The sequence below is a fragment of the Streptomyces sp. A0642 genome (assembly GCF_004795105.1).
GTDB lineage: Bacteria > Actinomycetota > Actinomycetes > Streptomycetales > Streptomycetaceae > Streptomyces.
On the sequence record NZ_SSBL01000004.1, the window covers coordinates 334,563 to 346,843 of the forward strand.

General features: G+C 69.5%; 12 protein-coding genes and 1 pseudogene. 8 read left to right on the plus strand and 5 right to left on the minus strand.

Annotation, left to right across the window (positions count from 1 at the left end):
* The first annotated feature begins 122 nt into the window (after positions 1 to 122).
* From E6R60_RS10900 to E6R60_RS10920, 5 genes are all read left to right on the plus strand, one after another.
* Complete coding sequence (locus E6R60_RS10900) at positions 123 to 1,208, plus strand: site-specific integrase (protein ID WP_346766066.1); 1,086 nt, start codon at positions 123 to 125, stop codon at positions 1,206 to 1,208.
* A 4-nt stretch (positions 1,209 to 1,212) separates the two neighbouring features.
* Positions 1,213 to 1,545, plus strand: coding sequence for a helix-turn-helix transcriptional regulator (locus E6R60_RS10905; protein ID WP_136326264.1), 333 nt, complete (start codon positions 1,213 to 1,215; stop codon positions 1,543 to 1,545).
* Positions 1,546 to 1,662: 117 nt separating this feature from the next.
* Positions 1,663 to 3,918 carry a hypothetical protein gene (locus E6R60_RS10910; RefSeq protein WP_136326265.1) on the plus strand — a complete coding sequence of 752 codons (2,256 nt, stop codon included), beginning with the start codon at positions 1,663 to 1,665 and terminating at the stop codon, positions 3,916 to 3,918.
* Positions 3,908 to 4,537 carry a Fic family protein gene (locus E6R60_RS10915; protein ID WP_136326266.1) on the plus strand — a complete coding sequence of 210 codons (630 nt, stop codon included), beginning with the start codon at positions 3,908 to 3,910 and terminating at the stop codon, positions 4,535 to 4,537. Before E6R60_RS10910 ends, E6R60_RS10915 begins: the two co-directional genes overlap by 11 nt.
* Before the next feature lie 255 nt (positions 4,538 to 4,792).
* Positions 4,793 to 5,619, plus strand: a protein-coding gene (locus E6R60_RS10920) for an IS5 family transposase (RefSeq protein WP_276613955.1) whose coding sequence is annotated in 2 segments (ribosomal slippage) — positions 4,793 to 5,105 and positions 5,105 to 5,619 — 828 coding nt in all. Because the reading frame shifts where the segments join, the coding sequence is not laid out codon by codon here.
* 8 nt (positions 5,620 to 5,627) lie between these two features.
* Here the strand turns inward: E6R60_RS10920 and E6R60_RS10925 are convergent.
* Positions 5,628 to 6,005, minus strand: a complete 378-nt coding sequence (locus E6R60_RS10925; RefSeq protein ID WP_136326267.1) for a hypothetical protein — start codon at positions 6,003 to 6,005, stop codon at positions 5,628 to 5,630.
* A 63-nt stretch (positions 6,006 to 6,068) separates the two neighbouring features.
* Here E6R60_RS10925 and E6R60_RS10930 point away from each other — a divergent pair, with 63 nt between their 5' ends.
* Positions 6,069 to 6,806 carry an ATP-dependent DNA ligase gene (locus E6R60_RS10930; RefSeq protein WP_276613956.1) on the plus strand — a complete coding sequence of 246 codons (738 nt, stop codon included), beginning with the start codon at positions 6,069 to 6,071 and terminating at the stop codon, positions 6,804 to 6,806.
* A gap of 283 nt (positions 6,807 to 7,089) precedes the next feature.
* Here the strand turns inward: E6R60_RS10930 and E6R60_RS10935 are convergent, their stop codons facing one another.
* On the minus strand, positions 7,090 to 7,665 hold the full coding sequence (locus E6R60_RS10935) for a restriction endonuclease (RefSeq protein WP_136326414.1): 576 nt from the start codon (positions 7,663 to 7,665) through the stop codon (positions 7,090 to 7,092).
* Between the two features lie 174 nt (positions 7,666 to 7,839).
* Positions 7,840 to 8,049: a hypothetical protein gene (locus E6R60_RS10940; protein ID WP_136326268.1), complete on the minus strand. Its 210-nt coding sequence runs from the start codon at positions 8,047 to 8,049 to the stop codon at positions 7,840 to 7,842.
* A gap of 572 nt (positions 8,050 to 8,621) precedes the next feature.
* On the opposite strand from E6R60_RS10940, the gene E6R60_RS10945 reads away from it, so the two are divergent.
* A complete protein-coding gene (locus E6R60_RS10945) occupies positions 8,622 to 9,104 on the plus strand; it encodes a hypothetical protein (RefSeq protein ID WP_136326269.1) in 483 nt (160 codons plus the stop codon).
* A gap of 516 nt (positions 9,105 to 9,620) precedes the next feature.
* On the opposite strand, the pseudogene E6R60_RS37335 reads toward E6R60_RS10945, so the two are convergent.
* Positions 9,621 to 9,974, minus strand: a pseudogene (locus tag E6R60_RS37335) (class I SAM-dependent methyltransferase); the annotation flags it as partial.
* A gap of 227 nt (positions 9,975 to 10,201) precedes the next feature.
* Positions 10,202 to 10,669, minus strand: a complete 468-nt coding sequence (locus E6R60_RS10955; protein ID WP_136326270.1) for a hypothetical protein — start codon at positions 10,667 to 10,669, stop codon at positions 10,202 to 10,204.
* Between the two features lie 186 nt (positions 10,670 to 10,855).
* On the opposite strand from E6R60_RS10955, the gene E6R60_RS10960 reads away from it, so the two are divergent.
* On the plus strand, positions 10,856 to 12,139 hold the full coding sequence (locus E6R60_RS10960) for a helix-turn-helix transcriptional regulator (RefSeq protein ID WP_136326271.1): 1,284 nt from the start codon (positions 10,856 to 10,858) through the stop codon (positions 12,137 to 12,139).
* Positions 12,140 to 12,281: the final 142 nt, after the last annotated feature.

The window sequence follows — 12,281 nt, forward strand, 5'->3', positions numbered from 1 at the left end:
CAGGAGTTCTCTCCGTATTTTGCTTCCTTGTGATGGATTCCGGGACTCGCCGCTTCTCCCTCATCACGGGCGGCGACGTAGCTGTGAAGGACCGGCCTGAGCAAGTGCAGCCGGAGCCGGGGTTGGCTGACGTCCTGACGCTCCAGCGACAGGCCGCGGCGTCCGCGTCCGTGGAAGCCGAGCGGGCGCTCTTCCAGGACTCCCTCGCCGAGTACGTATGGGCCCGGGACGTCGCGGGCCTGTCACCGTGCACGCTGGAGTCGTTGGTCCAGCCGGTGCTGGAGATCTGCTCGTACTACGACGTCATGCCGTGGCACCTGACCTCGCGGCAACTGGACAGATACTTCGCGGGCCCGGGCAAGCGGCCGCGGCACACGACGGTCAGGTCGAAGATCAACCGGATCGACCTCTACTACGCCTTCCTGGAACAGCGCTACGGCGGCGAAATCCACCGCCGGTTCGGTGCGGTAGTCGAGTCACCCGTCGACGCGTTTAACCGGCCGGTCCACCGGGGGGACTTCGGGCTCCGGATCCCACCGTCGGCCCGGGCGACGAAGGAGTTCTTCGCTGCGTGGCGGGAGGCGCTGCCGCGGGCGCGGAAGTACCCGGTGTCGGTCCGCAACTACGTGATGTCGAAGCTGACGTACATCTCCGGGGTTCGGGCGGCGGAGCTCTGCCAGGTGCAGCTCGGAGACGTGCACTGGGAGAACGGACAGTGGGGACGGTTCCTGGTACATGGCAAGGGCGCCGGTGGCTCCGGCCCCCGTGACCGCGAAGCCTTTCTCTTCGAAGAGGGCCGCGCGCTCCTGTGGTGGTACATCGAGGAGGTGCGGGGCGACTTTCCCGATGACCCCACCGACCCACGGGCGCCGCTGTTCCCCTCCGAACGGCTGCCGAAGTCGCTGGCCGGCATGGACGGGCTGCTCGCACCGCCGGTGGTGCCCGACACGTTCCGGCGCGCGCTGAAGATGGCGTCGCACGAGTATCTGAGGGGCCCGGTCAGCGAGCTCTTTCCGCATCTCCTGCGGCACGCCTGCGCGACCCACAACTATGAGGCGGGGATGCCGTTGTGGGACGTGCAGGTCTTGCTCGGCCATGTTTGGGCATCCACCACGGTCGGCTATCTCGCGACGGCGAAGGGCGACCCGGAGCGGGCGAGCCTGGAGTCTTCCCGGCGAGCGGTTCGCCGGCTAAGCACGGAGGCGTGATCCTTTGAAGTGGAACCTGCGCTGGGCCGCGGCCAAGCGCGACATCTGGCGCCCGACCCAGCTGCAGGCAGCCTTCCGGGATGTGGGGTTCACCCCGTCCCTGAGCAAGGTGGCCGCGCTGTGGTCGGGCACGCCGGTCACGGTCCGCCTGGAGGACCTGGACAAGATCTGCGCCGCCCTCCAGTGCACGGTGGCGGACCTGATGGAAGCCGAGCCGGTGGCGGCAGCTGAGGGACGCCCGGAATCCGAGCGGCGTGCCGTTGGCGAGAGCGGACCCGCGCGCCCGATTCCCAGGCCGGGCAGCGGCGGAGCCCGGCGCTCGCTGCCGCCGAACTGACCCGGGCATCCAGTGACCAGGGGGTTTGGGCTGCTCGGCTCGTGCGAGAAGTGTGCGAGCTGGGGAGGAGTGAACGGGAAGGCCATGTGCCCGCGGTGCGCGTGGGCGTGGACCCGCGTGTCCTCGGGCAGGGACGGCTGGAGCGAGACTCCGTGCCGGCGCTGCGCGCGGACCGTGCCGGTGCCGCGGGCCGGGGTGTGCGCGCCCTGCCTGCTGGCCGTCCGCCTCGGGGAAGACGACGACTGGGCCTGGGGCGAGCTCCACGACGAAGCCCTCGCGCCAGGCCGGCCGCGTCAGCTCGTCCTGGACATCAAGGGGATCGCCCTGCCCGAGACCAGGCCCGTGCGGATGCCCCAGGCCAAGTCCGGGCGGCGAGCGACCATCCCCCCGTGGCTACGGTCCAGGATTCCCGACCCGGTGCGGGACGATCCCCGGATCTGCCCTGTCCAGGTTCCCGGGCAGTTGGGGCTCTTCCCGACTCCGGCCCGCCAGTTCGCCCGCACCCACGCGGCCCGCATCGCAGACCGGAGCATCCCCGGTTTCGAGGCCGTCGCCGAGCAACTGCAGCAGCTGGCGGACGAGCGCCGGGTACGCGCCCGGACCATGTGGATCTGGCGGCTCGAAGGCTTCGCCCGCCTGGCACTGGCCGCCCGCGACCCCGACCAGCACCAAGTCGCCACCGAAGCCCTGAAAGACCTCCTCTACAACGGCCCGATTCTCGGACAGGCCCTGGACCGTGCCGGTTTCCTCGCACCGCCCCCACCACGCCGGGTGATCCCGCCGCGCGGAACCGGGCCCACCCGCCAGGGCGGGCAGCGAGACCCTGAACTGCGAGGACAGTGCACGCACTGCCTGGCCTGGGCGAACGACCGCCGGGTCATGTGCGCGGCGTGCACCAGCTGGTGCCATGAGATCCGCAAACGCGGCGGCACCGACGCCGAGTGCGACCGCTGCCACCGCACCCTGATGCTCAGCGACGGGATGTGCCGCATGTGCCGGATCGTCATCGCCGAAACAGAAGTAGACACCGCCCAGATCGCGATGAAGAACGGCGACCAGCTGTGGTTCGCCCGCCCCCACGCCGCCGGACTGGCCGTCGGACGCCTGCTGCCCGGCACCGCGGCGCTCCAAGGCCGCTTCGCCCTCAAACGCCGGCGCGCCCGGGCCCGGGCCGCGTCCGCATCGCGACCGTCCGAGCATCTCCTTGACCCTGCTCAGCTGGAACTCTTTCCGGCTCCACCACGGGACTGGTCCCGTCTGGACACCACCAGGCCGCCCGCCCCCACCTCAGCGGCAGCCGCCCTCGTCGCGGACTTCACCTCGTACATGCGCGGCCGCGGATGGAGCACCCACTCCTTCAACGGCAGCACCCGAACACTGCGCATCGTGACCGGCCACCTCGGCGCCGAGGTTCCCATCCAAGAGAGCGATATCCGAGCCCTGGCCTCCACATACCCGAACCTCCACGGCGCCCGAGTCATCAACTATCTCCGCCTGCGCGGCCTGCTCGACGCCCGCCCGCCCAGCGATCCGTGCACCGCGCGCGCCCGGCACCACGCTACCGCCGTCACACACCCGGCCTTCTCCACCGTGGCTTTGTCCACGAGTACGGACAGCGAATGTTCACCACTTCGGGAGGCACCCGGGATTCGAACAGCCTGTGACCTGCGACCGGTCAATGCGAACCGTTCAGTCCCACCAGTCATCGCCGGTGTGCCAGCGCTGCACCCACTCCTTGAAGCCCCATGCCGGTTCGCCGGGCACCGGGATGGCGCCGACGTCGGCGATCATCCATACCTCGCCGCGGCGGGGGCCTGTGGTCAGCAGGAGCCAGAACGATGGTCCGTCCTCCGCCCCGAGAACGATGGACCCCTCGGTGAATGCGGCGTTGATCCGCGGGTCCTCGGGGTCGGGGACCGCTCGGTCCACAACGGCGGACCCGTCGAAGCCTGGTGCTGCGAGTCACACTCGGTCACAGACGCACATGAGACCGCCGAACGCGTCGTGGCCTGCCTCCTGGAGTGGCGTGACTGGCTGGAGGACATGGCCGAGCGGTTCGAGCAGCTTGCACCGCATCCCGACGCGGACGCCGAGGACCGAAGCTGGCATCTGGAACGCGCGGTGACCCGCCTGGTCACCGCGGTCGTCAACAGCACCCACGCCGAATCGTCCTGGTACGGGCTCTGCGAGACGACGCTGACCTGGTTCCTCACCTCCACCGGCCTTCGCTCCGAAGAGGCGCAGAAGGCGGTGGAAGCCGCTATCGGCGGCCGGTTCAAGAGCCACGTTGCACCTGCCCCGACCCTGGTCGACACGGTTGGAGAGGACCTGGCGATTCGCCTGACCGGTCGCGGGTTCTATCGTGAGCGATGACGCGCTGGCAGCGTGGTGCAAGGTCAGGGAGCAGGTCGACTGGTCCTCGGCCGCGAGCGTAGGCCCGGCACCGGCGCGCCCGGCCGTCGACGGACTCGCTGCCTGGTTCGACGGTCCGGTCCGCCTTCGCGACCCGGATCGCGCCGACCGGCTGCTCGCTGCGATGGCCCTGTCCCGCGTCGCAACCTCACAGGGAGAGCCGCTCACCCCGACCCTTCTCACCGACTGGCAGAGGCTGGTTCTCGGTGTGAACGAGGTGGGTCTGCGTAAGAGCGACGCCTTCGCCAAGGGCGGCCGGGAACGATACGGCCTCACGCCCCACACATGGCAGAACTTCGCCACCTGCCTGCACCAGAGCGCCGACGCGTCAGTTCCCCTAACAGCCCGCGCAGCCAGGGCATACCTCGACATCGCCTTCTTCCACCCCTACCCAGACGGTAACGCCCGCCTGGCACTGCTGGTCCTCGCCCACGTCCTGGAGAGGGAAGGAGTACGCCTGGACGAAGTGGGGCCGCTGCAAACCACCCGCTACGCGGACGACCCTGACGGCGCTCTCGACTTGGCGGCTCTGGTCACCGCGCTGATCCGCGCCACTCACCGTCGGGCAACCGCACGGTGAGTGAAGGCTCCCGTCGAAGCTGACAGGTGAGCATGTTCAGCGGCTCTGTCGCTGATCCTGTGACGTCAGCCATCGAAGCGGGTCCAGTCGACGGGGAAGTCCGCCAGCGGTTCCAGGGCGCTTCGGTGGGTGGCGCCGGCCCAGACATCGAAATCTTTGCCGCCCTCGCTGCTGACGCGTACGACTAGAGCGTGTCTCCTTGATCGGTTAGTCAGTTGATCGGGTGTGTCCGTCCGATTAGTAATCACTGATGCGATGTGGGACCGGATCGAGCCGCTGATGCCGGCCGATCCGGTCCGCGGTCGGCGGTGGGCCGATCACCGCCGAACCGTGGAGGCCATCGCGTGGAAGTACCGCACTTGCTCGCCCTGGAGGGACCTGCCCGACGAGCTCGGCTCGTTCCAGACCGCCCACAAGCGGTTGATCAGGTGGGCCGTGGACGGCACCTGGGAACGCATCCTTGCCGCGCTCCGGGCAGCGGCCGAGGCCGCTGACGACATCGGCTGGACCGTGTCGGTGGACTCCACCGTCTGCCGGGCCCACCAGCACGCCGCCGGAGCCAGGAAAAAGGGGCTCCAGGCCGGACCGAACCCGACGACCACGCGCTCGGACGCTCCCGCGGCGGCCTGAGCACGAAGATTCATCTCGCCAGCGACGGCCTTGCACGGCCCCTGGCCCTCCGCGTCACCGCAGGCCAGGCGGGCGACGCTCCGGCCTTCGAATCCGTCATGGCCGGCATCCGCGTTCTGCGGAACGGACCCGGAAGACCGAGGACCCGCCCGGACGTCGTCCTGGCGGACCGTGCGTACTCATCCCGCGCGATCCGGAGTCACCTCCGACGACGCGGTATCCGTGCTGTCATTCCCCAGCCGTCCGACCAGGTCGGCCACCGGCTGCGGCGAGGCAGTGCCGGCGGCCGACCACCGGCCTTCGATGCCGAGACATACAAGGAGCGCAACGCGGTCGAGCGATGCATCAACCGGCTCAAGCAGTGGCGCGGCCTGGCCATGCGAACGGACAAGCTCGCGATGGCCTACCAGGCCGCACTCCACCTCGCTGCCATCCTGATTTGGGCCCGGTGACAGCCCGCTCAGCGATCGACCATCCAACGCGCGTCCGCAGGCCAAGAGCCGGTGTCAACGATGTGCTCCACGAACCGGAACGCCTTGTGGATGGGGATGGTGTCCTCGTCCGGATACTCGTCGTCCTGCCCGTTGGAGAGAACGAACCCGCCGCTCCACCCCTCAGCTCCGGGGTCCACGGCATGCTCGCCGGGATCGCCCTCTTCTTCGAGCAGCATCACCATGGCGCGCTCGGTATTCGTCACGAAAGCCAGCATCCGTCCGGACGAACTGGCCAGCCACGTCTCAAGCTGCCCACTGTCGATCCTCGTCTGAAGAGCCTCCAGCACCGTCTCGGAGTACACAGGCCCAGAGCTGTCGTCGCTGATCACCCAGGACTCGATCACGAGCACGACGATCTCACGGACAGTTCAAAGAGACAGTCCCTAGTCGTATGGGAGAGCAACCGCCTGGCCTTCGAACGGCTCCAAGGCCGGCTGAACCGCACCGCTTCTGCCGCTACCCGGCTGGCGGCGCAGTGGCCGGTCCATTTCGTGGCCTTCGACCTGCTCCACCACGGGGTTGACGGAGATCTGACCGGCCGCCCGTACTCGCGGCGCCGCGCCGCGCTGGAGTCGCTGTTCGCCGAGTACGAGCTCGCCGCACCATGGGCGCTGTGCCCGTCCACCACTGACCCGGCCCTCGCGGAAGACTGGCTGTCGTGGTCTGCGGTGGGGATGGAGGGCCTGGTCTTCAAACGCCTGGACCAGAAGGACACACCAGGCCGCGGCTGGAGAAAGTACAGGCTGCGGGCATCGACGGAGGCCGTCATCGGAGCCGTCAGCGGTTCCCTGGCCGCACCCGCGACCGTTCTTCTGGGCCGCTTGGACACGGCCGGAGCCCTGCAGTACACCGGCCGCACCTCCGCCCTTACCTATCAGGCAAGGCGGACGCTCGCTGCCCTACTGGCACCGCCCTCGGGTGGACACCCCTGGGAAGGATGGACCTTTTCGGCCGCCTGGGGCACCAAGGACACCCTGCCCGTCGAGCTGGTCGAACCGGTGTTGGTAGCGGAAGTAGCTGCAGACGTATCGCTCGATTCAAGGGGCCGGTGGCGGCATCCCGTGCGATGGCTTCGGTTGCGTCCCGAAATGGTGCCGGATGACGTGCCCCTGTTCGGCTCGGGCAACGAGCCCGCTGCAGGCTGACGTACCGGCGGGGTGGCTCTCTCCCGCGATCGAACCACCTCTGCACTGAGAACGACTACGCCCCCGTTCGCTTGTGACCGAGCGGCTGTGTCTCGTCGCCGCCACCACCCAGCGCGGCAGTCCCGTGGGACCGCTCGCCGACACGGTCGATGGACCCCGAATCAGGTTGTCCGACGAAGCTGACGGCGGGCGAGCGCTGAAGGCCACCCGCGCCCGCCCCGCCTGGAGAGGGAAGTGACCGGGGGAGGCGGTCGGCGAACCCGCGGCCCTGGCGTTTGCTTGGTCAGCTTCCTGCCCGAGGCCCCGGCACTCTCGGCAGGAGCTCCCACAACGGCCGGCTTCCGGCCGCCCAGGCAGCGAGTACGCGCCGGTCGGCCAGGTGCATGTGCAGCTGCTCGGCGAGCGGCGCGCAGCGGGAGGAGAAACGCCCGTTGGTGACAACCAGGACGATGTCTGCGCCGTGGATCTGGCGGGCGGTGCCGTTGACGCGCTGGAGGTCTGGGGTGCCGACGGCTGAGCCGCGGTCGCCGGCCTTGCGGTGCTTGCACTGAATGACCCAGGTGCGGCCGTGGGGGTCGGTGGCAAGGACGTCGGCGCCGTTGTCGCCGGATCCTCCGACCTGGCGGGCGTCGGTGCATCCGTCGCGGCGCATCAGGTCGCGCACCGCGTACTCGAATTCACGGTGGCCCAGGGCGTCGAGGTGCGGCAGTTCGTAGCGCAGCGCCTGCTGCTGTACCCGGTTCCATGCTCGCCGCTGCCGGTTCTGGTTGACGAACCAGGTCGCGGCCACGACCGCGACGGCTCCGAGCATGACCACCGCCCAGAGGTGGGCCACGAGCCAGGCGACGAGGAACCACACCGCTGCGATGCCCAGGACGCCGGCACCGAGGGCGAGAACCTGGCGGTCATGCTGCCGCTGCCGGCGGTAGCGCACGTAACGGCGGCGCTGACTCGGGCGAGGCGCAGGCCGCCTTGCTCCGGGATGGTGGCGGCGCCGCGGGGGGCGGATGGGCATCGACTGGTCTCCGCGGTGTCAGTGGCTGGACTTGGTGATGCCGGAGGCGAGCTGACCCAGGAAGTCGAGGATGCCCTCGCCCGCCGGGGTCGGAGCAATCACCACACCCAGAGCGAGCACGATGATGACGGTCAGTTTCTCGTCGGCGCGACTGCGGGCCTCGGTACGCCGCCGCAGCCGGAGAAGGACGATGACGGCGAGCAGCATTCCCACGTTGATCGTCAGCATTCCGCCTGCGGCCCCCAGATCGCTCCACCCGACCCCTCGGTGCCTTGTCTACCGATTCACGAGCCTGCATGGCGCTCGGTTACGCTCTTTTGACGCAATGTGATCGGTTGGCTTGATCACAGGGCAGGTTGCTGAGCCGCTCCTCTGTCTGTCACCTGCTGTGCCATTGAGCTCAGCGGCGTGTACCTCGGCGGCTGAGCCAGCCAGGCAGCCGGCGACGGCGCGGCGCCGCGGCCGGGGGCGGCTGCCGGGGCGGCTGCGTCGGCATCGGTGGCACCGCGGGACGGGGAGGCTCGTGGCTATGCAGGCCCTCGGTACTCTCCTCGGCTGCCGTGCGAGATTCCCTCGTGACCGGCGGGTGCGTCGGCGAGCTCGCGTCAGGGCCGCCGGGGGTACTTGGAGACTTCTCCAAGGCCACACGGCACGCCTCCGTCGCAGGCCTCCGCTCACCCGCCGCGGTCTTTGGCTCGGCTCCCGTCGGAGCCTTCGCGGTGACGGGTTCCGGGGGGCCCTATGGGTTTCGTCAAGGGAATCGGGCTGCGTTTCGGCGCGTGGCAAGGCAGCATGGCGTGATGCCTGACCTGCTGTGGGATGACGTCAAGAGCTTCTTTGCTCCCGATCTGATGGGATCGCTGCCGGACGTCCGTGTCCCGGATACCTCGGTGGAGGACTGGCAGGCGGTGCTTGACCTCATTCGGTCACAGGGGTGGTCGTGTGAGTACTCCGAGGACGGTGTTGTGGTTCGGCTGCCGAGAGCTGCGGAGATGCTGGTCCGCGGTGAGGGTGCCGACGTGTTGCTGAGGGTCTGGCCGGTCTCTGGGTTCCTCGTGATCTTTCGGGCGTATGAGGCTGGCTCGATCGATTTCGACGTTGATCTGCGGGAGTTGCAGGGTCAGGACGGCGTGGATGTGCTGTGCCGCCTGCTGCGGGCAATCGGGCGTCAGCTCGGCAAGCCGGTATTGCTGAGCCCGGAGTCTGATCCGCTCCACCCGGTTCTCGGCTTTGACGTCGAGGCCGACCGTGTGATGCTGCTGGTGCGCCCGCAGGTCACGTGACCGCCACTGGCTGCGGCTCGTAGAAGGTGCCGTCGCGGAGCATCGCGAAGAGGACGTCGGCCCGCCGTCGGGCGAGGCAAAGCAGAGCCTGGGTGTGGTGCTTGCCCTAAGCGGCGGTCCCGAGGAGTGCCCGGGGCCGCCGCCATCATGCGTGGGCGAGGTGTTCAGTCGCCTCCATCTGGGCCAGGTTGGGCCCCCAGGTGGGACGGCAACGGCTACGCGGTTGCCTGCCGGGGAATCGGCCCCGCCCCCATCCCCTTGTCCGGGCAGTTTGGCGGGCATCGTCGCGCTGACGACGAGCGTGTTCATGGGGGGTGAGGCGTCGTCGCCGGGGTCGTGCAGGGTCTCGGCCTGACAGGTCTCGAACCCGGCCTCTCCGAGGAGCTTTTCCCATACGGGCACGTCCAGGACCCACCGCTGCATGGAGCCGGTGCGGGTGGGGATGTCCGCCGGGCGGCAGTCGGTCTCCGGAGGTGCCCCGTTGCGGTAGTGGGCCAGGGTGGAGAACACGAGCAGACCGCCGGGCCGCAGCGCCGAGGCGGCGGCGGGGAGCGTCGTGCGGGGGTCGGTGAAGTCGACGGCCCCGAACACTGAGTAGAGGACGTGTGCGCTGCGGGGGTGGCGGTGCAGGTAGGTTGCCGCGTCGGCCTCGATGAACTCGACTCCCGGAACGTGTCCGTACAAGGCGCGAGCCTTGGTGTGCTGGGCAGGTGAGCTGTCGATGGCCAGTACCCGGGCAGCGGCCGTACGCCCGGCGACGTGGGCGGCCTGGCGGCCTGCGCCTGCCCCCAGCTCGGTGACGGTGAGTCCGGCGACGTCGCCGAGGATCTCGGCGCTGGGTCCGGTGCGCTGGTACCAGTCCCAGTGCATCCGGGCATCGACGCTGCGGGGGGTGCCCGCGGGCGTGGGGGCGCCGTAGTGCTGCCAGAGGTCTGTCGGGGCTGCCGGGGTGGCTGAGGACGGATTCACCGGCCCATCCTGGCCCGCGGGGCATGATCAGCGTCGGGTCTCTTTCCGATTCACCCCAACGGGTCGGCCCCGCCCGGGTGTGGCAGTGGCCCCCACCGGGCGGGCGGGGGCCACTGCTTACGTGTCCGTCAGTGCCCGTCCTCACCGGGGCGGCACGGGGTGCACGTCGAGGAGACGGCGGCCCACAGGGGACGGTCGACGGGGAAGCCGGCGCGGGCGATGAGGTCGGCGGTCCGCGACACGGACCCGTCGCCCTTCATCTCGACCAGCGGCACGTGATGCAGGTAGGCGCCGCCGTTGTAGCGCTCGCAGAACTCCATGTATGCCACGGTGTCCAGGATCATCGTGTGTACGCCGATGTCGACGATGCGGCCGGGCCCGAGGCCGAGGCCCTGGCCACGGTGCTCGATGGCGGTGATCAGATAGGCGATGGCCTGGCCGAGCACCCGCTCTGCCATGACGGAGTCGAACGGGTAGTCGCGCATCAGCAACCCGGTCAGCTTGGACCACTGCTCGACCGGGACGAAGCTGCGCGGATCCCTGGGCGCCGCGTCGGGGTCTTCGGTACGGGCGGGGCGTTCCAGAACGATGGTCATCGTGCTCCCCTTTCGGCTGGCCCCCTGGGGCGGGGGCTCCGTTGACAGGACAGCACCGGGAACAGTCCGGACATCTCCAACTCCCCATGCATGCATGCCGTTTGCAGGTCCTGCACACGGCGTATACGGAGTCCTCCTGTCGCTCTACCGTGGAGGATGGCCCCGGACCGTGGTCAGGAGGCGGGCATGCATTCGGACTCCGTATGGCACTCCGCGCAGGTACGGGACCTGCTGGCCCGTCATGACGCCGGCGGCCTGATCCGGCTGGGCCGAGAATCGCTGGGATGGCGGCAGCACGACTTAGGGGCCGTGGTCGGGTGTTCGGCCTCCACCGTCTCCCGCTTGGAATCACGCGGCAGCCGTGCCGAGCTCCGGCCGATCAGGCAGGCAGCATCGGCGGTTGGTATGCCGTCAAATGTCCTATCGGCAGCTCTGGGCCTATCAGCCTCTCCCGCCACTAGAGTTGCGTCGGCCGGTCCGCGACCCGAGGAGGACCCATTGCGCCGCCGTACACTGCTCGCCACCGCTGGGGCGGCAGTACCCGCAACCCTGCTCCTTGCGATGGATGACGCCCTGGCCGGTCCGCTTGTTCCGTCCGGTGAAAAGGCGCCGCTCGATGGCCGTCTCGCCACCGCGCGGGACCTGTTCAACGCGGGTCGGCATGCGGCTCTCCTCGGCCTGCTGCCGGATCTGCTGGGCGATGCCCACGACGCGGCCCGTTCGCGGCAGGAGCTCGACCACGCACGCTTGTCGTCCTGCTATGCGCTGGCTTCACAAGTCCTGATCAAGATCGGGCGGCACGACCGGGCCAGGCTCACAGCCGACCGGGCCACAACCTACGCGGAGCTGTCCGGATCACCCCTCGCGACGGCGGCCGCCGCACGGGAGCTGTCCATCGTGCTGCGGCACCAGGACCAGCCCGCCGCCGCTCAGCGCTTGATCCTCCAGGCCGCCGCCGGGGTCGAGTCCACCGGACTTGGCACCGCCCCTCAACGGGCGGCGTACGCACAGATGCTGTGCACCACGTCCTACACCGCCGCCCGCGCGGGCGACCGGACACAGGCCCTGGCCATGATCGAGGAAGCCCGCCGCGCCGCCCGCAGTCTCCCCGAGCAGCCCCCGCGTGGTCGGCTGTTCCCGCTGACGCCGGCCGCCGTCGACCTGTACGCGGTCGGGGTTCACTGGGCGCTCGGAGACGCCGGTTCCGCGCTTCAAGCGGGCAGGAATCTGCGTGCCGCGCAGTTCGCGACCGCCGAACGCAGGGGCCGGATGCATACCGACCTGGCCCGTGCCTGGTGGCAGTGGGGCAAGCCCACGGAAACCGCGCGGGAACTCCTGGCTGCACTGCGAGCGAGCCCCGGCGAGGTACGTGACCGGCCAGCAATCCAGCGGATCGTCACCGAGCTTTCGTCACGGCACCCACGCACAGCGGGTGTGCGCGAGCTCGCGGGCGTCGCACCCAATCCGTAGGTCGCGATCACCAGCAGCTGCCGAACGGCTCACCCGGCTCGATTCAGGAGACGCGGGCCCTGCGTCATGCCGGGGAAGTCCCGACCGATCCGAAACACAGTCGGGCCGCCCCGTACACCCGGGAACGGGGTGCGGGACGGCC